Below are 17350 nucleotides of genomic sequence, written 5' to 3'. Positions count from 1 at the left end.
GCCGCCCCTCGGGCGGCGGCCTGTGACGTGATGATGAGGACTTTCCGGATGCTCGATGCCTTCACCGCGCTGACCCGCGGGACCCGCCTGGTCTACTCCCCCGGCCTGCGCCGCTACGTGTTCCTGCCGATACTCGTCAACCTGCTGGTCTACGGCGCCATGCTGGGCTACGTGGTGGGGAATTTCGGCGGCTGGCTCGACGGCTGGATGGCCATGGTGCCCGAGTGGCTCGCCTGGCTCTCCTGGCTCATCTGGCCGCTGTTCGTGGTGAGCCTGGTGCTGATCGTCTTCTTCACCTTCACGCTGGTGACCCACCTGATCGCCGCGCCCTTCTACGGCTTCCTGGCGGCTCGGGTCGAGGTGGAGGTGACCGGGCGGCCGCCGCTGGACGACCGCGGCCTGGCGAAGACCGCGGTGGACGCCCTGGGCCGCGAGATGGTCAAGCTGGCCTACATCCTGCCGCGCATGGCGCTGCTCTTCGTGCTGAGCTGGATCCCGGTGGTCAACCTGGTGGCGCCTGTGCTGTGGGCGCTCTTCTCGGCCTGGATCATGGCGATCACCTACCTCGACTACCCCATGGACAACAACAAGGTCAGCTTCCGCGACATGCGCGACCGATTGCGCGCGCGCCGCTGGCCGACCCTGACCTACGGGGGCTGGGTGACCCTGATCACCTGGCTGCCGCTGGCCAACCTTTTCCTGCTGCCCGGCGCCGTGGCCGCCGCGGTGCTGATGTGGGAGCGCCACTACCGGGGCCTGCCCAACGGGGTGTCGCCTCAGGCGCGCTGAGCCGTCTCGGTCGTGTCTCGCAGGCGGCCGGCGGGGAAGACGCAGCGGAAGGTGGCGCCCCGCCTGGGGCGGGAGTCGATCTCCAGCCTCGCATCGTGGCGCAGCAGCACGTGCTTGACGATGGCGAGCCCCAGGCCGGTGCCGCCGGTGGCGGTGCTGCGGCCCTTGTCGACCCGATAGAAGCGCTCGGTGAGGCGCGGCAGGTGCACCGGGTCGATGCCCTCGCCGTCGTCCTGCACCTCCAGGCAGGCACCGTCTCCCCGCAGGCGCCAGCGCAGCACGATATGGCGCCCCTCGCCGGCATAGCGCACGGCGTTGAAGGCCAGGTTGGAGAGCGCGCTGCGGATCTCCTGCTCGCTGCCCATCAGGGCCTTGGGCGCCTCGCACTCCACGGTGATGACGTGCCGCCCGCCGGAGAGCGCCTCGGCGTCACGGCGCACGGCCTCGAGCAGCCCCGCCATGTCCAGCGGGCCATCGTCCCGGCTGGGCCGGTCGATCTCCAGGCGCGACAGCAGCAGCAGGTCGTTGACCAGGTTCTGCATGCGCTCGGTCTGGGCCTGCATCTGTGACATTCCGCGGCCCAGGCGGGGCGGCAGCTGGTCGGCCATGTCCGCATAGGTCTCCAGGTAGCCGGCCAGCACGGTCAGCGGCGTTCTCAGCTCGTGGGAGACGTTGGCCACGAAGTCCCGGCGCATCTGCTCCAGGCGGTGCAGGCGGGTGATGTCGCGCGCCATCACCAGGCGCTCGTCGTCGCCATAGAGGGTGATCTGGAACTGCAGGATCCGCGACTCGTCGATGGGCGAGGGCAGGGTCAGCGGCTCACGGTAGTCGCGGCCGTGGAAGTAGTCGACGAAGCGCGGGGCGCGCAGCAGGTTGGTGATGTGCTGGCCGCGGTCCTGGTGCGGCTGGAAGCCGAGCATCTGCTCGGCGGCGCTGTTCCACCACTCCAGGTCGCCATGGCGGTCGAGCATCACCACGCTGTCGCGCATCGCCTCCGAGGATTCCTGGATGCGCTGCAGCGTCGAGCGCAGGCGCTGCTGGGTGAGGCGCTGGCTCTTCTGGTAGCGGTAGAGGCGGTCGAACAGCTCGCCCCACAGGCCGCTGGTGGCGGGGGGCTCCTCCTGGGGGCGATGGGTCAGCCACTGGTGGAGCGCGCGCAGCTGGTAGAGGTGGAAGGCCAGGCAGAGCGAGAGGCCGACGGCGATGCCGGTCGGGATGGCCGCGAACGGCCAGCCGACCAGGGCCCCGGCGACGACCAGGGTCGTCAGGCGCCAGAACTCGCGTCGCCAGAGACGGTTCACATCAGCCCTTGGTGGAGAACCGGTAGCCGGTGCCGCGCACGGTCTGGATCAGCCGGTGGTGAGGTTCGCCCAGTGCCTTGCGCAGGCGGCGGATATGCACGTCCACGGTGCGCTCCTCGACATAGACATTGCCGCCCCACACCTGGTCGAGCAGCTGGCCGCGAGTGTAGGCGCGCTCCTGGTGGGTCATGAAGAACTGCAGCAGCCGATACTCGGTGGGGCCCATCTCCAGCGAGCGACCCTCGATGCTGACCCGGTGGCTGATCGGGTCGAGCACCAGACCGTCGATCTCCACCGTGTCCTCGACGCCCTGGGGGGTGGCGCGGCGCAGCACGGCCTTGAGGCGCGCCACCAGCTCCCGCGGCGAGAAGGGCTTGGTGATGTAGTCGTCCGCCCCGGCCTCCAGCCCCTGGATCTTGTTGTCCTCCTCGCCCTTGGCGGTGAGCATGATGATCGGCAGCTCGGCGGTGGCCTCGTCGCGCTTCAGGCGACGGGCCAGCTCGATGCCGCTGGTCCCTGGCATCATCCAGTCGAGCAGCACCAGGTCGGGCTGGTGGTCGACCACCATGGCATGGGCCGCCTGGGCATTGTCCGCCTCAAGGACGCGATAGTCGGCCATCTCCAGCGCCACCGCGATCATCTCGCGGATCGGCGCCTCGTCGTCGACGATCAGTACGGTCTTGGCGGTCATCCCGGAGCCTCGTGGTCAATGGCACATCGATGACGATGACAGCACGTCATGATGACAATAGCGTGACAGCCTCGGCCTGTCGCCCGATCAGCCCCCGTTCACGGCAGGCCACAGCGAGAGCGCGATGCCGGCGAAGACCAGCAGGCCCGACCAGTGGTTGTTGAGGAAGGCCTGGAAGCAGCGGTCCCGGTCGCGGTGGCGGATCAGCACCTGCTGGTGCACGAAGGTCGCCGCCATGGCGGCCAGCCCCAGCCAGAAGAAGCCGCCCAGCGCGAGCAGCCCTCCGGCCCAGGCCAGCAGCCCCAGGGTCAGGCCCTGCAGCAGGCCGATCATCAGCCGGTCGGCGTGGCCGAACAGCACCGCGGTGGACTTGATGCCGATCTTCAGGTCGTCGTCGCGGTCCACCATGGCATATTCGGTGTCATAGGCCACCGTCCAGGCCACGTTGGCGGTGAACAGCAGCCAGGCCACCGGCGGGACCGTGCCAAGCACGGCCCCGAAGGCCATGGGTATCGCCCAGGAGAAGGCCGCCCCGAGGAAGGCCTGGGGCAGGTGGGTATAGCGCTTCATGAAGGGGTAGATGGCCGCCAGCACCACGCCCACCACCGAGAGCATCACCGTGAAGAGGTTGGTGAAGCAGACCAGCACGAAGGCGGCCATCACCAGGATCAGGAAGAGCCCCTGGGCCTCCCCCTCGCTGATCCGGCCGGTGGCCAGGGGACGGTTCCGGGTGCGCTTGACGTGGCCGTCGAAGTGGCGGTCGGCGTAGTCGTTGACCACGCAGCCGGCGGCGCGCATCAGGTAGACCCCGGCGACGAAGATCAGCAGCACCCGGCGGCCGGGAAGGCCCTCGGCGGCGACCCACAGCGCCCAGAGGGTCGGCCACATCAGCAGCCAGGTGCCGATGGGGCGGTCCAGCCGGGTCAGGTGCAGGAAGTCGGGCACCCGGGCCAGGCCACTGGGGTGCATCAGGGATCGATCCATCTCGCTCTCTCGCATGTGGAAGCTTGCCGGCAGAGCCTAGCGTGAAGGCAGCCCGAGGTCATCCGTCATGGTGTCCAGGAAACACTCCTGGACCAGCACGGCGAAGCGCCGGTGGCGGAACACCGAGCGGCGTGCCCAGGGGCCGCTGGCCGCCGGGAAGAAGGCCGGGTCGGCCGCGACCTCGAGGGGCCCGCGGGCCAGGTCGGGCTGGCGGAACAGCCAGCTGCCCAGGGAGCGCTCGCCGAGCCGGTCGAGTCGCTGGCCGTGCAGCCCGTCCAGGGGCACCACCGAGCGCGCCATGACCCAGGGGCGCTCGTCCAGGCACAGGGCCACCTCGCGCAGCCAGGCCAGGCGGCCCAGGGGCAGCCCCAGGGCCAGGGCCTCGTCGCGGCGCGGGCGGCCGAGGCGCTGGTCCAGCAGGCGGACCCGGAAGGCGCGGTGGCCGCCGGCGGCGACCAGGCGGGCCGTGAGGGAGTCGCGTGACGCGACCCAGCGCCACCACTCGGGGGTCATGGCGGGGCGCGCCGCCGCCAAGGGACGCCAGCGTGGATCGCTTCCCGGGCCGTTGCTCACCGTCTCTCTCCGCGTCGATTTCGGGGGCGGCTAGTGTACCATGTCGGGTCGACACGCTTTCCCGTGACGGGCCGCCGCGGCCCCCTGCCTCAAGGAGTCCCATGACCGCACCCCTGACCATCATCGGTTCCGGCATGGCGGGCCTCGGACTGCTGCGCCAGCTGCGCCAGCTTGACCGCACGCGACCGATGACCCTGATCACTGCCGACAGCGGCGATGACTACTCCAAGCCGCTGCTCTCCACCGGCTTCGCCAAGCGCCTCCCCCCAATGCGCCTGGCGGCCCGCTCGGCCCTCGAGGTGGCCGATGATCTCGACGCCGTGGTGCGCACCCATACCCGGGTGGAGGCCATCGACGCCGAGGCCCGGACCCTGACGATCGGGGCCGAGACCCTGCCCTGGGGGGAGCTGGTACTGGCCACCGGGGCGGCGCCGGCAAGGCCCTTCGCGGTGCCCGAGGCCGTGGCCGACCGGGTCTTCAGCGTCAACGACCTGGACGACTACCGGGCCTTCCATGCGGCCCTGGAGGCGCTGGGCCGGCCGGCGCGGGTGGCGGTCATCGGCATCGGCCTGGTGGGCTGCGAGTTCGCCAACGACCTCGCCGCGGGCGGCCATGCCGTCGAGATGGTGGCCCCGGAACCGGCCCCCCTGCCGCGGCTGGTGCCTGAGCCGCTGGGGCACGCCCTGGGCGAGGCCTTCCGCGAGGCCGGCATGGCACTGCACGCCGGGCGGACCCTGGCGACCCTGGAGGCCGAGGGCTCACGGGTGTCGGTGGGGCTCGATGACGGCTCGTCGCTCTCGGCCGACCTGGTGCTGGTGGCCACGGGGCTCGCGCCTCGCACGGCGCTGGCCGAGTCGGCCGGGCTCGCGGTCAGCGAGGCGGGCATTCACACCGACCGCCGGCTGGCCACCTCGTCGCCCGGCATTCATGCCCTGGGCGACGTGGCCTGCGTCGATGGGGTCAATGCCATGTATGTCCAGCCGCTGCTGGCCAGCGCCAAGGCCCTGGCTCGGACCCTGACCGGCACCCCCACCGCGGTGACCTACGGCCCCTGGCCGGTGCTGGTCAAGACGCCCCTCCTGCCGGTGGTGGCCCTGCCCCCTGCCCGCTCGCCATCCCGCTGGCGGATCGAGGGCGAAGGGCGTGACCTGACGGCGCTGGCCGAGGACGAGGAGGGGCGGCTGATCGGCTTTGCGTTGACGGGGGGCTGCGTCCGTCGGAAAGTCGAACTGGCGCGAGTCGCGCCCCCGTTGCTAGGCTAGTGACGTCAACGACGGGCCTCCCGCGGTCATCGGAGCGCGGAGCCAGAGGCAATGCCGATCGGCATCATTCGCCTGTAGCTTCCACAGGATCGACCCTTCCCTCACCCAACGGTCATGATCGTGATAGGCGTCAGGCGAGTGCTGCAATGACAGATCGTATGACATAACAACACTGCCGGCGATGAACGCCGGATACGTGATGCCAATACCAGGAGGGCTGTATGCGCAAGCCAGAACTCGCCGCGGCGATTGCCGATCGTGCGGATCTTTCCAAGGACAAGGCGAGCCAGGTGCTCAACGTCATTCTCGATGAGATCACCGGAAGTGTGTCTCAGGGGCAGGACGTCTCGCTGATCGGCTTTGGCACCTTCACCGTGCGCGAGCGAGCCGCGCGCACCGGCAAGAACCCCCAGACCGGCAAGCCGCTGACCATCCCGGCCAGCAAGACCGTCGCCTTCAAGCCAGGCAAGGGCCTCAAGGACGCCGTCGGCAAGTAGGGCGCTGCGGCCCGCTCCTGCGCGGGCCGCCTCTTCTCCTTCCCTTTCCTTCAGCGGCGGAGCCGATATGAAGCTGCGACTGATGCTGTGGCTCCTCGGGCTGATGCTCAAGCGTGCCCTGCGCCGCAAGGCGCGGTTCCGCGAACTGCTCGGCGAGATGCGCGGCCTGGACTGGGGCATCGCCACCGAGGATCTCACCATTGCCCGTCACTACCGCATGTCGCCCCAGGGCATCCGGGTGGGCAGCGGACTGCCGGTGGATCTTGACCTCGAGTTGCGTTTCGAGGACGAGGCCACGGCGATCCAGGTCCTCAAGAAGCCCACCCAGCAGGCTTTCCTCGACGGCATGATGGCCGGCAAGGTGCGCCTGGTCGGCGATTCCGGCGACCTCCAGAAGCTGCAGAGGCTGCTGAAGCACCTATAGGCGCCCTCCGGGCAGTTACAAGCGAAAAGCAGCAAGTTACAAGGAACCCCCGAAGGCCCTGCTCTCCGGGGGCTTTTTGGTTTAGTCAGGCGCACCATCTTGCTTGCAGCTTGCAGCTGTCACACCTGCCCGTAGCGACCCGCTTCCTCGCCCAGCCAGCGACGGATGAGCGGCCGGCTGGCCTCGGGATGGTCGGCCAGCAGTGCCTCGGCCAGGGGGGCGACACGCTCCAGCAGGTCGGCGTCGCGCTCCAGGTCGGCCACCTTCATCTGGGCGAGCCCGGTCTGGCGGGTGCCCAGCACCTCGCCGGGGCCGCGGATCTCCAGGTCCTTCTCGGCGATGCGAAAGCCGTCGGTGGTCTCGCGCATCACGGACAGGCGCTCCCGGGAGTGGGCCGACAGCGGGGGATGGTAGAGCAGCACGCAGAAGCTCTCGACGGCCCCGCGCCCCACCCGCCCGCGCAGCTGGTGAAGCTGCGAGAGGCCGAGCCGCTCGGGATTCTCGATGATCATCAGGCTGGCGTTGGGCACGTCGACCCCCACCTCGATCACCGTGGTGGCCACCAGCAGATCCAGTTCCCCGGCCTTGAAGGCCTCCATCACCGCGGCCTTCTCGCCGGCCTTCATGCGGCCGTGGACCAGGCCGATGGAAAGTTCCGGCAGGGTCTCGACCAGTTCGTCGCGGGTGGCCTCGGCCGCCTGGCACTGCAGCGCCTCGGACTCCTCGATCAGGGTGCAGACCCAGTAGGCCTGGCGCCCCTCGGCGCAGGCGTGGCGAATGCGCGCCATCACGTCGGGGCGGCGCTCGTCGGGCATCACCACCGTCTTCACCGGGGTGCGGCCGGGCGGCAGCTCGTCGATCACCGAGACGTCCAGGTCGGCGTAGGCGCTCATGGCCAGGGTGCGCGGGATCGGCGTCGCGGTCATTACCAGCTGGTGGGGGGTCAGGCCGCCGGCCTCGCCCTTCTCGCGCAGCGCCAGCCGCTGGTGGACGCCGAAGCGATGCTGCTCGTCGATGATGGCGAGCCCCAGACGCTGGAAGTGCACGTCGCCCTGGAAGAGCGCATGGGTGCCCACCACCATGCGGGCGCGGCCATCGCTGATCGCCGCCTTGGTGTCCAGGCGCGCCTTGCCCTTGAGCTTGCCCGACAGCCAGGCCACCTCGATGCCCAGCGGCTCGAACCAGGAGCTGAAGGTGCGGTAGTGCTGTTCGGCGAGGATCTCGGTGGGGGCCATCATCGCCGCCTGGCAGTCGGCGGCGATGGCCGAGAGGGCCGCCATGGCGGCGACCACGGTCTTGCCCGAGCCCACGTCCCCCTGCACGAGCCGCAGCATAGGCACTTCCCGGGCCAGGTCGGCGGCGAGCTCGTCGAGGACCCGGCGCTGGGCGCCGGTCAGCGCGAAGGGCAGGTGGGTCAGGAAGCGGGCCTGCAGGCCTCGACCGCCGTGCAGCGCCGGGGCGCCGTCCTCCTGGATGCGCAGCCGGACCTCCTGGAGGCTGAGGCGATGCGCGAGCAGCTCCTCCAGGGCCAGGCGGCGCCTGGCCGGGTGACGCCCGGCGGCCAGCTCGTCCGGGTCGGCCTCCGGCGGCGGCCGGTGCAGGGTATCCAGGCAGTGGTGCAGCGTGGGCAGGTCGAAGCGGCGGCGCAGGGGGGCGGGAATGCCGTCCGGCAGGGCGTCCGGGTCGGCGTCCAGTCGCGCCAGGGCCTGGTCGATCAGGGCCCGCAGGCGGGTCTGGTGGAGGCCCTCGGTCGCCGGGTAGATGGGCGTCAGGTGGTCCTCCACCGGGGCCTCGCCTCCGCCCAGCAGGCGGTATTCCGGATGGTAAAGCTCGAGACCGGTGGCGCCGGCGCGGGCCTCGCCGAAGGCGCGTACCCGCGCCCCGGGCTGGAACTGCTGCTGCTGGGCGGGGGAGAAATGGAAGAAGCGCAGGCTGAGGATCCCGGAGCCGTCGCGCAGGCGGACCAGCAGGCTGCGGCGACGCCCGCGCACCACCTCGCCGGCCACCACCTCTCCCTCCACCACGGCCTCGTGCCCGGCGCTCAGGGTGGCGATGGGGGTGATGCGGGTGCGGTCCTGGTAGCGCAGCGGCAGGTGGAACAGCAGGTCGGCGACGCGTTCGATGCCCAGCCGGGACAGCTTCCCGGCCAGGGCCTCGCCGACGCCCTTGAGGTCCGTGACGGGGGCGTCCAGGGTCGTCGCGTCGGCGCTCATGCCGGGTCGAGCTCTTCCTGTCGGCAGCGCTCGATGGCGTCGGTGACGGCATCGATGGCCCGGGGCCGCGGGAAGCTGGCGCGCCAGGCGATGGCCACGGTCCGCGAGGGAGCCGGGGCGGTGAAGGGGCGGCTGATCAGCATGCCGCTCTCATAGTGGACGGTACCGATGGCCGAGCGCGGAAGCACGGTGATGCCGAGTTTCGAGGCCACCATGTGGCGGATGGTCTCAAGCGAGCCGCCCTCGGCGGTGAGCGTGTTGGAGGGGCTGTTGAGCTGGTGGCTGATGGCCGGACAGGCCTCGAGGATCTGGTCGCGGAAGCAGTGCCCCTCGCCGAGCAGCAGCAGGCGCTCCTCCAGCAGGTCCTCCTTGTCGATGCTCTCGCGCTCGGCCCAGCGGTGGTCGGCCGGCAGCAGCACCTCGAAGGCCTCCTCGTAGAGCGGCTTGGTGACCACGTCGGTCTCGGTGAAGGGCAGCGCGATGATGATGGCGTCCAGCTCGCCGCTTCTCAGCTTGCGGCGCAGGTTCCCGGTGAAGCCCTCCTCGATGTAGAGCGGCATCTGGGGCGCCTGACGGGAGAGTTCCGGAATCAGGTGCGGGAACAGGTAGGGCCCGATGGTGTAGATGGCGCCGATGCGCAGGGGGCTGGCCAGCTGGTCGCGGCCGGCCGAGGCGAGCTCCCTGATCACGCTGCTCTGCTCCAGCACGCGCTGGGCCTGCTCGACGATCTTTTCCCCCATCGGGGTGACCTGCACGGTGGATTTCGAGCGTTCGAACAGCGCGACCTCCAGCTCCTCCTCCAGCTTCTTGACGGCCACCGACAGGGTCGGCTGGGAGACGAAGCAGCGCTCCGCCGCGCGTCCGAAGTGGCGTTCCTGGGCCAGTGTCACGATATAGCGGAGTTCTGTTAGAGTCATGGTGGTGCCGGCAGGCATCCTCTTCCAAAGCGGGTGACGGTCACAGGCGATCTCGCCCGATATCAAGGGACAGAATAATGCCAATAGGGACTTTTTATCAGGGGGCGAGGGAAAGGTGAAGACGACGACACTGATTCTCGGCTGTGGCGACATCGGCATGGCACTGGGACGCGAACTGCTCGAGGCCGGGCACCATGTGGTGGGGGCCCGCAGGAATATCCGTGCCCTGGAAGGCAGTGGCATCGAGGCCGTCGCGGTGGACCTCGCTGACCCGGCCACGCTCACCGGGCTTCCCGATGCCGATACCCTGGTCTATGTGGTCAGCGCCGACCGCTTCGAGGAGGAGGCCTATCGCGCCGCCTACCCCGATGGCCTGAAGGCGGTGCTCCAGGAGTTTTCCGGCCGCGACAGGCCCCCCCGACGCGTGTTCTTCGTCTCCTCGACCAGCGTCTATGCCCAGCGGGACGGCGAGGAGGTCGACGAGGCGAGCCCCGCCGAACCGTCCGGTTTCTCGGGAACGCTGATGTGGGAGGCCGAGCAGGCGCTGCTCGACCACGACCTGCCCGGCACCGTGGTGCGCTTCTCGGGGATCTACGGCCCCGGCCGCGACCGCCTGATCCGCCAGGTCGGCGAGGGCCGCATCGCGCCGGCCAGCCCCGTCATGTACTCCAACCGGATCCATCGTGACGACTGTGCCGGGGCGCTCGCCCACCTGATCGGCCTGGCCCTGGCCGACGAGCCTGTCGCGTCGCTCTATCTCGGCAGCGACTGCGAACCGGCGCCGTTGAACGAGGTGATGGTCTGGCTGGCGAAGCAGCTCAAGGTCGAGGCCACCGAGACCATCCAGTCCCCGCTGCGTCGCCGGGCCAGCAAGCGCTTAAGCAACGCCAGGCTGCTGGAGAGCGGCTATCGCTTCCGCTACCCGAGCTTCCGGGAGGGCTATGCCCAGGTGCTGCAGGCGGGGGGCTTCCTGCCCGAAAAGGCGTGATGGAAGGACGACCCGATCAGGTCGTCGACGAACGGGCGAGGGTCTCGTAGCGGGCCCCGTCGTTCTCGGTGAAGGAGCGCAGCAGCGCCAGGCGTCCATGGCGCCAGGTCAGGTCGATCGGCGGCAGCCCCTGCGTCTCCAGCCGACGGGCGCGACGCAGCAGTGTGACATGCGGGACGAAGTGCGACGGCCCGCGGCCGAATCCCCGCGCCTCCAGCTCATGCCACAGCGACGCCTGCAGCGCCACCAGCGCCCTGTCGGGCGTCCGGCCGCCCACCCAGAGGATGCCCGGACGGCTGAAGCATCCCCAGGCGTCCAGGCGCCATTCCCCCTCGGGAACCTCCAGCTCCTCCACCCACGTCATCAGTTCGTCCGCTCCGGCCTCGTCGACCTCGCCGAGGAAGGCCAGGGTCAGGTGCAGGCTGTCATCGGGCACGCGCCGCCCGCCACAGCGGGTCCAGGCCCGCTCGGCGAGTTCGCCGAGCCGCCGGCGCAGGGCCGGCGGCGGGACCAGGGCCAGGAAGAGGCGCATGGCGGGGGATCAGTCGCCGATGATCATGACCGCCTCAGCCTCGACCTGTGCGCCCTTCGGCAGGGCCTTCACGCCCACCGCGGCACGGGCCGGGTAGGGCGCCTGGAAGACCTCCTCCATCACCTTGTTGACCACGGCGAAGTGCTCCAGGTCGACCAGGTAGAGGTTGAGCTTGACCACGTCCTGCAGGGTGCCGGCGGCTTCCTCGCAGACGGCCTTGAGGTTGCTGAAGACCTGGCGAGCCTGGGCCTCGAAGTCGTCGGAGACGATCTCCATGCTGGCCGGGTCCAGGGGGATCTGGCCGGAGATGTAGACGGTGTTGCCGGCCTTGATGGCCTGGGAGTATGGGCCGATGGCGGAGGGCGCCTGGTCGGTGTTGATCACGGCCTTGTTGCTCATGGTGGTTCTCCTTGTTGAGGTCGTGCGTCGTGAAACGGGACGAGCCCCGCCCGCCGCCATCGGCGGCAGGCGGGGGCGGCGAGGGTCAATTGCCGAGACGGGTGATGCGGCCTACGTGGGACAGGTTGCGCAGGCGCTTGATGATGCGCGCCAGGTGGACCCGGTTGCGGACCGCGAGGATCAGGTTGACGATCGACAGCCGTGCGTCGCGCTCCTCGATGTCGATGCGCTCGATGTTGGCGCCGGCGTCGGTGACCAGGGCGGCCAGCTCCGCCACCAGGCCGCGGCGGGTCTCCATCTCCAGGCGCAGGGCCGAGGGAAAGTCCTCGTCGATGTCGTCGGACCACTCGAGTGCGAACAGCTTGTCCGGGTCGTTCCTCAGCTCGCCAAGGTTGCGGCACTCGGCGCGGTGCACCACGATCCCCTTGCCCGCCGAGAGGTGGCCGATCACCGGGTCGCCGGGCAGCGGGCGACAGCAGCGCGCGAACTTGATCACCATGCCCTCGGCGCCGTTGATCACGATCGGCCCCTGGCCACGCGGCGGTTGCCCCGCCGGCGCGTCGGGTTCGCCCTGCTGCAGCCCGATCAGCCGCCGGGCCACCACATGGGCAACGCGGGTGCCCAGCCCGATGGATTCCAGCAGCGGCGCCTCCTGGGTCAGCGAGTGCTCTGCCAGCAGGCGGTCGAGCACGCCCTCGGGAAGTTCCTCCAGGCTGGTCTCGAACGGCGCCAGGGCCTTGTTGAGCAGGCGGCGGCCGAGCTGGACCGCCTCGGTCTGCTGCTGGTGCTTGAGGGCGTGGCGGATCGCCGAGCGGGCCTTGGCGGTGATCACGAAATTGAGCCAGGCCAGGTTGGGCCGCGCCCCGGGAGAGGTGATGATCTCCAGGGTCTGGCCACTCTCGAGCCGGGTGGAGAGCGGCGCCAGGTGGCGGTCGATGCGACAGGCGATGCAGCTGTTGCCGATGTCAGTATGCACGCTGTAGGCGAAGTCGATCACCGTGGCGCCCTGGGGCAGCTCCATGATGTCGCCCTTGGGCGTGAAGACGTAGATGTCGTCGGGGAAGAGGTCGTTCTTGACGTGTTCGATGAACTCCAGGGAATCCCCGGCGTGGCGCTGCATCTCCAGCAGGCCCTTGACCCAGGCGCGGGCCCTGGCATGGCTGCCCTGGGCGATGGGGTGGTCGGTCTGGCCGGCCTTGTAGAGCCAGTGGGCGGCGACACCGTTGTTGGCCAGGGCCTCCATCTCGCGGGTGCGGATCTGCACCTCGATGGGCATGCCGCCCCGGCCGAACAGGGTGGTGTGCAGGCTCTGGTAGCCGTTGGCCTTGGGGATGGCGATGTAGTCCTTGAAGCGCCCCGGCACCGGCTTGTAGAGGTTGTGCACCACGCCGAGGATCCGGTAGCAGCTGTCGACGTCCTCGGTGATGATGCGAAAGCCGAAGACATCCATGATCTCGGCGAAGGACTTCCGCTGGTCGCGCATCTTGCGATAGATCGACAGCAGGTGCTTCTGGCGGCCGATCACCGTGCCCGTCAGGCCCTCGTCGTCGAGGCTCTGCTGGAGGCTGGTCTGGAGCTGGCGGATCGTCGAGCGGCGATGGCCCCGGGCCCGGGATACGGCGCGCTTGATGCGCTCGGCCCGCATCGGGTAGAGGGCCTGGAAGGAGAGGTCCTCGAGCTCGACACGGATGGTGTTGATGCCCAGCCGGCTGGCGATACGGGCGTAGATCTCCAGGGTCTCGCGGGCGATGCGGCGCTTCTTCGCGGGACGCAGGGCCCCCAGGGTGCGCATGTTGTGCAGCCGGTCGGCGAGCTTGACGATGATCACCCGGATGTCCCGGGACATCGCCAGCACCATCTTCTGGAAGTTCTCGGCCTGGGCGACCGCCTTGTCCTCGAAGGTGATCTGGGTCAGCTTGGAAACGCCGTCGACCAGCTCGGCGACGGGGTCCCCGAACTGTCGGGCCAGGGCCTTCTTGGAGACGCCGGTGTCCTCGATGACGTCATGCAGCATGGCGGCCATGAGGCTCTGGTAGTCCATGTGCATGTTGGCGAGGATATTGGCGACGGCCAGCGGGTGGGTCACATAGGGCTCGCCGGAACGACGTCGCTGGCCGTCGTGGGCCTGCTCGGCATAGTAGAAGGCGCGCTTGACCTGCTGGATCTCGTCCTTGGGAAGATAGCCGCCGAGTCTGTCGGCCAGGTCATCGATGGTGAACATGCGGCGCGCCCTGAATGCTGCGTGATGGCTCTTCGGCCAGAGAGAAGGCGCTCCTGCGCCGTTAGGGCAGGATCACTCCTCGGGATGGCTGCCCGGCTCGAACTCAGGACGCACGCGCACCGGGGCCGCCTCGATGGGCTCGTCGAGCACGCTGGCATCGACCTTGCCTTCGGCAATCTCGCGCAGGGCCATCACGGTGGGCTTGTCGTTCTCCCAGGGCAGCAGGGCGTCGCGGGAGCCACGGGCCAGCTGGCGGGCACGGTGAGTGGAGATCATCACCAGCTTGAAGCGGTTTTCGACGTTTTCGAGACAGTCTTCGACGGTGACACGTGCCATGGATGTCTTCCTGAAGTGAAATAAGGTGATACCGACGGGCAAGACCCGGCCGGCGTGGGAACGCCCCGGGAATTCCACCGTTGGGTAGACCCGATAGATTACTCGACGCCCGGCTGCCCTGACAAGCGCCGCCGCCCGGGCTCAGGACGGGCGCCAGCCGCGGGATTCACGAGGCGCACCCGCTGCGAGGGTCAGGCCAGCAGCGCCTCGAGCAGGGGGGCGTGGTGCTCGCTGACCCGCTCCAGGGTCAGGCGTCGCGCGATGACCAGCGACTGCAGCTCGCGCAGGGCCGTGGTGAAGTCGTCGTTGATCACCAGGTAGTCGTACTCGTCGTGGTGGGTCATCTCGTCCACCGCGTCGCGCATGCGGCGGGCGATCACCGCATGCTCGTCGGTGCCGCGGCCGGAGAGACGGCGCTCGAGCTCCTCCCGGGAAGGGGGGAGGATGAACACCGAGACCGCCTCGGGCAGCTGCGCGCGCACCTGGCGGGCGCCCTGCCAGTCGATCTCCAGGATCACGTCCTGGCCGGCGGCGAGCATCGCCTGCACGGCACTGCGTGAGGTGCCGTAGTAGTTGTCGAAGACCCGGGCATACTCGAAGAAGTCACCCTGCTCGACCATCGCCTCGAAGGCCGGCACGTCCACGAAATGGTAGTTGACGCCGTCCACCTCGCCGTCGCGGCGCGCGCGGGTGGTGTGCGAGACCGAGACCTGGATGCCGTCGAGGCTTTCGATCAGTTCGCGCACCAGGCTGGTCTTGCCGGCGCCGGAGGGAGCGGAAACGATGAAGAGCGTACCTTGGGCCATGAGCGGCGGTCCCTGACGTTGAAACGGAGAGTGGTCGGCTGGAAGGGGCGGAGTATCGCACAGAATGACGGCGCGGCTGTAGCCGCCCCGGCCGTCGTCCGCCCCCTCGAGGAACGGTCCGCGCATCCCGGGCCGGTCTCTGGAATAATGGCGCCCCTTTTTTCGCATCGCCCGTTCGCACCGCCGGGCGGTGGCGTCGCCATTGTCCCAGGGAGCGTGACATGCCAACGGACTCGACCCGTCCTTCCCCGAACCCCCGCCTGGCCGAGAAGGCCCTGGCGCTGGGGGGCTTCGCCATCGGCACCACCGAATTCGTGATCATGGGCCTGATGCAGCGCATCGCGGATGACTACGACATCGCGGTCCAGGACGTGGGCCTGGCGATCAGCGCCTATGCCCTGGGGGTGGTGGTCGGTGCGCCGTTGATCTCGGCAATCGGCGCACGGATTCCCCGTCGTCGCCTGCTGATCAGCCTGATGGTGGTGTTCGCCGCCAGCAACCTGCTGACCCTGCTGGCGCCGTCCTTCCATGGCTTCGTCGCCCTGCTGGCGGGCACCTCGCTAGTGAGCCTTCTGCGAATGAGGCGTCGCGGGGCGACGGGGTGAGCGCTTCACGGCCGGCATGATCCGCAACGCCGGGCTGGTGGCCCGGCGCTCGGCGAGACCCGTCGTCACTCGATGTTCTGGATCTGCTCGCGCATCTGCTCGATCAGCACCTTGAGTTCCACGGCACAGCGGGTGGTGGCGGCCACCACCGACTTGGACGACAGGGTGTTGGCCTCGCGATTGAGCTCCTGCATCAGGAAGTCCAGGCGCCGTCCCACCGGGCCGGGCTGGCCGAGCTGGCGCTCCACCTCGGTGACATGGGTGGCCAGGCGATCGAGTTCCTCGTCGACGTCGGCCTTCTGGGCGAGCATTACCAGCTCGGCCTCGAGCCGCTGGGGATCCAGCTCGGCGCGGATCGCCTCGAGTCGCTCCAGCAGCTGGGCCCGCTGGCGCTCGAGGATCTGGGGCATCAGCCTACGCACCTCGGCCACCTGTTCGTTCACCGCGAACAGTCGCTCGCGAATCAGCGCGGCGAGCTTCTCGCCCTCCCGGGCCCGGCCGGCCACCAGGTCGTCCAGGGCGGCCTGGAACAGGGCCAGGGCCTGTTGCTTGACGGCCTCCATGTCCGGGCCGCGACGGTCGAGCACGCCCGGATGCCCGAGCAGGCTGAGGGCATCCGGCATGGCGGCGCCAGGCACGCTGTCGCGGACCTCCTCCAGCGCCGCGGCCAGGGCCGCCAGGCGCGCTCGGTCGACGGCCGGTTCGGCCTCCTCTCCGCTGGGCTCGAAGCGCAGGGTGCACTCGACCTTGCCCCGGGCCAGGCGGGCGCGCAGGGCCTCGCGGAACGGTGGCTCCAGGTCGCGCAGCGTCTCGGGCAGGCGGAAGTGGGGCTCCAGGTAGCGCTGGTTGACCGAGCGCAGCTCGAGCTGCAGCCGGCCCGCTTCGGTGTCGCGATCCTGGCGTGAAAAGGCGGTCATGCTGTGGACCATGGTGCCTCCCGATGACCCGTGATGTCTCTGGGGGTCGCAGTGTAACCGATTCCCCCGTGAGACCGTGTAGAATGGCCGCCATTCCACGGGTGTCTTCCCGTCATCATCACGATTCAAGAGAGGTGCCATGTCCTCGGAGATCCGGCGTCCCAGCGGACGCGCCCCCGACCAGTCCCGCGAGATCCGCATCACCCGCGACTACACGCGCCACGCCGAGGGCTCGGTGCTGGTGGAGTTCGGTGATACCAAGGTGCTGTGCAACGCCAGCGTCGAGGCCGGCGTGCCGCGCTGGCTGCGCGGCAAGAAGCAGGGCTGGGTGACCGCGGAGTACGGCATGCTGCCCCGGGCCACCCACACCCGCGGCAGCCGCGAGGCGACCCGCGGCAAGCAGGGCGGCCGTACCCTGGAGATCCAGCGGCTGATCGGCCGTTCGCTGAGGGCGGCGGTGAACCTGAAGAAGCTGGGCGAATTCACCATCACCGTCGACTGCGACGTCATCCAGGCCGATGGCGGCACCCGTACCGCCTCCATCACCGGCGGGTGCGTGGCGCTGATCGACGCGATCCGCTACCTGCAGCGCGAGAAGCAGATCAAGGGCGACCCCTTCCACCAGCTGGTCAGCTCGGTCTCGGTGGGGTTGTTCAAGGGCATGCCGGTGGTCGACCTGGACTACCCCGAGGACTCGAGCGCCGACACTGACATGAACGTGGTGATGGCCGAGGGCGGCGGGCTGATCGAGGTGCAGGGCACCGCCGAGGCCGGCACCTTCAGTCGTGCCGAGCTCGATGCCATGCTCGACCTGGCCGAGAAGGCCGGCGGCGAGCTGTTCGCCCATCAGCGCGAGGCGCTGGGCATTCGCGGCTGAGCCCGATTCCCGGGGCGA

The 17350-nt window shown here is 69.5% G+C and carries 18 protein-coding genes and 1 pseudogene; 7 read left to right on the top strand and 12 right to left on the bottom strand.

Annotated features, from left to right (window positions below):
• Nucleotides 1–48: 48 nt before the first annotated feature.
• The gene (gene cysZ, locus BOX17_RS07740) at nucleotides 49–789 is read left to right on the top strand and encodes a sulfate transporter CysZ (RefSeq protein WP_071946750.1); all 741 of its coding nucleotides are present in this window, start codon (nucleotides 49–51) and stop codon (nucleotides 787–789) included.
• Here the strand turns inward: cysZ and phoR are convergent.
• The 4 genes from phoR to BOX17_RS07720 all read right to left on the bottom strand — a co-directional run bounded on the left by phoR (nucleotide 777) and on the right by BOX17_RS07720 (nucleotide 4278).
• On the bottom strand, nucleotides 777–2090 hold the full coding sequence (gene phoR / locus BOX17_RS07735) for a phosphate regulon sensor histidine kinase PhoR (protein WP_071943307.1): 1314 nt from the start codon (nucleotides 2088–2090) through the stop codon (nucleotides 777–779). The genes cysZ and phoR overlap by 13 nt on opposite strands.
• Nucleotide 2091: 1 nt before the next feature.
• Nucleotides 2092–2781, bottom strand: coding sequence for a phosphate regulon transcriptional regulator PhoB (gene phoB / locus BOX17_RS07730; RefSeq protein ID WP_071943305.1), 690 nt, complete (start codon nucleotides 2779–2781; stop codon nucleotides 2092–2094).
• 87 nt (nucleotides 2782–2868) lie between these two features.
• Nucleotides 2869–3765: a 4-hydroxybenzoate octaprenyltransferase gene (ubiA, locus tag BOX17_RS07725; protein ID WP_071943303.1), complete on the bottom strand. Its 897-nt coding sequence runs from the start codon at nucleotides 3763–3765 to the stop codon at nucleotides 2869–2871.
• Between the two features lie 36 nt (nucleotides 3766–3801).
• Nucleotides 3802–4278: a chorismate--pyruvate lyase family protein gene (locus BOX17_RS07720; protein WP_083582219.1), complete on the bottom strand. Its 477-nt coding sequence runs from the start codon at nucleotides 4276–4278 to the stop codon at nucleotides 3802–3804.
• A gap of 161 nt (nucleotides 4279–4439) precedes the next feature.
• Here BOX17_RS07720 and BOX17_RS07715 point away from each other — a divergent pair, with 161 nt between their 5' ends.
• The 3 genes from BOX17_RS07715 to BOX17_RS07705 all read left to right on the top strand — a co-directional run bounded on the left by BOX17_RS07715 (nucleotide 4440) and on the right by BOX17_RS07705 (nucleotide 6521).
• Nucleotides 4440–5600 carry an FAD-dependent oxidoreductase gene (locus tag BOX17_RS07715; RefSeq protein WP_071943299.1) on the top strand — a complete coding sequence of 387 codons (1161 nt, stop codon included), beginning with the start codon at nucleotides 4440–4442 and terminating at the stop codon, nucleotides 5598–5600.
• A 221-nt stretch (nucleotides 5601–5821) separates the two neighbouring features.
• Complete coding sequence (locus tag BOX17_RS07710) at nucleotides 5822–6097, top strand: HU family DNA-binding protein (RefSeq protein WP_071943297.1); 276 nt, start codon at nucleotides 5822–5824, stop codon at nucleotides 6095–6097.
• 67 nt (nucleotides 6098–6164) lie between these two features.
• Nucleotides 6165–6521, top strand: coding sequence for a hypothetical protein (locus BOX17_RS07705; RefSeq protein ID WP_071943295.1), 357 nt, complete (start codon nucleotides 6165–6167; stop codon nucleotides 6519–6521).
• A gap of 119 nt (nucleotides 6522–6640) precedes the next feature.
• On the opposite strand, the gene recG is transcribed toward BOX17_RS07705, so the two are convergent.
• Nucleotides 6641–8734: an ATP-dependent DNA helicase RecG gene (gene recG / locus BOX17_RS07700; protein WP_071943293.1), complete on the bottom strand. Its 2094-nt coding sequence runs from the start codon at nucleotides 8732–8734 to the stop codon at nucleotides 6641–6643.
• The gene (locus BOX17_RS07695) at nucleotides 8731–9651 is read right to left on the bottom strand and encodes a hydrogen peroxide-inducible genes activator (protein ID WP_071946748.1); all 921 of its coding nucleotides are present in this window, start codon (nucleotides 9649–9651) and stop codon (nucleotides 8731–8733) included. Before BOX17_RS07695 ends, recG begins: the two co-directional genes overlap by 4 nt.
• Nucleotides 9652–9766: 115 nt before the next feature.
• Between BOX17_RS07695 and BOX17_RS07690 the strand changes: the two genes are divergently transcribed.
• Nucleotides 9767–10639: an SDR family oxidoreductase gene (locus tag BOX17_RS07690; RefSeq protein WP_071943291.1), complete on the top strand. Its 873-nt coding sequence runs from the start codon at nucleotides 9767–9769 to the stop codon at nucleotides 10637–10639.
• Nucleotides 10640–10655: 16 nt separating this feature from the next.
• On the opposite strand, the gene thpR is transcribed toward BOX17_RS07690, so the two are convergent.
• From thpR to gmk, 5 genes are all read right to left on the bottom strand, one after another.
• Nucleotides 10656–11171 (bottom strand): RNA 2',3'-cyclic phosphodiesterase, encoded by a 516-nt coding sequence (gene thpR, locus BOX17_RS07685; protein ID WP_071943289.1) that lies wholly within the window; start codon nucleotides 11169–11171, stop codon nucleotides 10656–10658.
• Nucleotides 11172–11180: 9 nt separating this feature from the next.
• Nucleotides 11181–11570, bottom strand: a complete 390-nt coding sequence (locus BOX17_RS07680) for a RidA family protein (RefSeq protein ID WP_071943287.1) — start codon at nucleotides 11568–11570, stop codon at nucleotides 11181–11183.
• Between the two features lie 85 nt (nucleotides 11571–11655).
• Nucleotides 11656–13791, bottom strand: coding sequence for a RelA/SpoT family protein (locus BOX17_RS07675; RefSeq protein ID WP_071943285.1), 2136 nt, complete (start codon nucleotides 13789–13791; stop codon nucleotides 11656–11658).
• Nucleotides 13792–13863: 72 nt separating this feature from the next.
• Nucleotides 13864–14127, bottom strand: a complete 264-nt coding sequence (gene rpoZ, locus BOX17_RS07670; RefSeq protein ID WP_071943283.1) for a DNA-directed RNA polymerase subunit omega — start codon at nucleotides 14125–14127, stop codon at nucleotides 13864–13866.
• Between the two features lie 191 nt (nucleotides 14128–14318).
• Nucleotides 14319–14933 carry a guanylate kinase gene (gene gmk / locus BOX17_RS07665; protein ID WP_071943281.1) on the bottom strand — a complete coding sequence of 205 codons (615 nt, stop codon included), beginning with the start codon at nucleotides 14931–14933 and terminating at the stop codon, nucleotides 14319–14321.
• Nucleotides 14934–15154: 221 nt separating this feature from the next.
• Between gmk and BOX17_RS07660 the strand changes: the two are divergent.
• A pseudogene (locus tag BOX17_RS07660) lies at nucleotides 15155–15487 on the top strand (MFS transporter); the annotation flags it as partial.
• Between the two features lie 116 nt (nucleotides 15488–15603).
• On the opposite strand, the gene BOX17_RS07655 reads toward BOX17_RS07660, so the two are convergent.
• Complete coding sequence (locus BOX17_RS07655; RefSeq protein WP_071943277.1) at nucleotides 15604–16467, bottom strand: YicC/YloC family endoribonuclease; 864 nt, start codon at nucleotides 16465–16467, stop codon at nucleotides 15604–15606.
• Nucleotides 16468–16594: 127 nt separating this feature from the next.
• Here BOX17_RS07655 and rph point away from each other — a divergent pair, with 127 nt between their 5' ends.
• Complete coding sequence (gene rph / locus BOX17_RS07650) at nucleotides 16595–17332, top strand: ribonuclease PH (protein WP_071943275.1); 738 nt, start codon at nucleotides 16595–16597, stop codon at nucleotides 17330–17332.
• Nucleotides 17333–17350 lie beyond the last annotated feature (18 nt).

The organism is Halomonas aestuarii (genome assembly GCF_001886615.1).
Taxonomy (GTDB): Bacteria; Pseudomonadota; Gammaproteobacteria; order Pseudomonadales; family Halomonadaceae; genus Halomonas; species Halomonas aestuarii.
This window is presented reverse-complemented; position numbering and strand designations above follow the sequence as displayed.

Coding starts and splice junctions, on each gene's coding strand:
- BOX17_RS07715 (WP_071943299.1), top strand. CDS start 4,440: ATGACCGCACCCCTGACCATCATCGGTTCCGGCATGGCGGGCCTCGGA.
- cysZ (WP_071946750.1), top strand. CDS start 49: ATGCTCGATGCCTTCACCGCGCTGACCCGCGGGACCCGCCTGGTCTAC.
- gmk (WP_071943281.1), bottom strand. CDS start 14,933: ATGGCCCAAGGTACGCTCTTCATCGTTTCCGCTCCCTCCGGCGCCGGC.
- recG (WP_071943293.1), bottom strand. CDS start 8,734: ATGAGCGCCGACGCGACGACCCTGGACGCCCCCGTCACGGACCTCAAG.
- thpR (WP_071943289.1), bottom strand. CDS start 11,171: ATGCGCCTCTTCCTGGCCCTGGTCCCGCCGCCGGCCCTGCGCCGGCGG.
- BOX17_RS07710 (WP_071943297.1), top strand. CDS start 5,822: ATGCGCAAGCCAGAACTCGCCGCGGCGATTGCCGATCGTGCGGATCTT.
- BOX17_RS07680 (WP_071943287.1), bottom strand. CDS start 11,570: ATGAGCAACAAGGCCGTGATCAACACCGACCAGGCGCCCTCCGCCATC.
- BOX17_RS07655 (WP_071943277.1), bottom strand. CDS start 16,467: ATGGTCCACAGCATGACCGCCTTTTCACGCCAGGATCGCGACACCGAA.
- BOX17_RS07705 (WP_071943295.1), top strand. CDS start 6,165: ATGAAGCTGCGACTGATGCTGTGGCTCCTCGGGCTGATGCTCAAGCGT.
- BOX17_RS07720 (WP_083582219.1), bottom strand. CDS start 4,278: ATGACCCCCGAGTGGTGGCGCTGGGTCGCGTCACGCGACTCCCTCACG.
- BOX17_RS07695 (WP_071946748.1), bottom strand. CDS start 9,651: ATGACTCTAACAGAACTCCGCTATATCGTGACACTGGCCCAGGAACGC.
- rph (WP_071943275.1), top strand. CDS start 16,595: ATGTCCTCGGAGATCCGGCGTCCCAGCGGACGCGCCCCCGACCAGTCC.
- ubiA (WP_071943303.1), bottom strand. CDS start 3,765: ATGGATCGATCCCTGATGCACCCCAGTGGCCTGGCCCGGGTGCCCGAC.
- rpoZ (WP_071943283.1), bottom strand. CDS start 14,127: ATGGCACGTGTCACCGTCGAAGACTGTCTCGAAAACGTCGAAAACCGC.
- phoB (WP_071943305.1), bottom strand. CDS start 2,781: ATGACCGCCAAGACCGTACTGATCGTCGACGACGAGGCGCCGATCCGC.
- BOX17_RS07675 (WP_071943285.1), bottom strand. CDS start 13,791: ATGTTCACCATCGATGACCTGGCCGACAGACTCGGCGGCTATCTTCCC.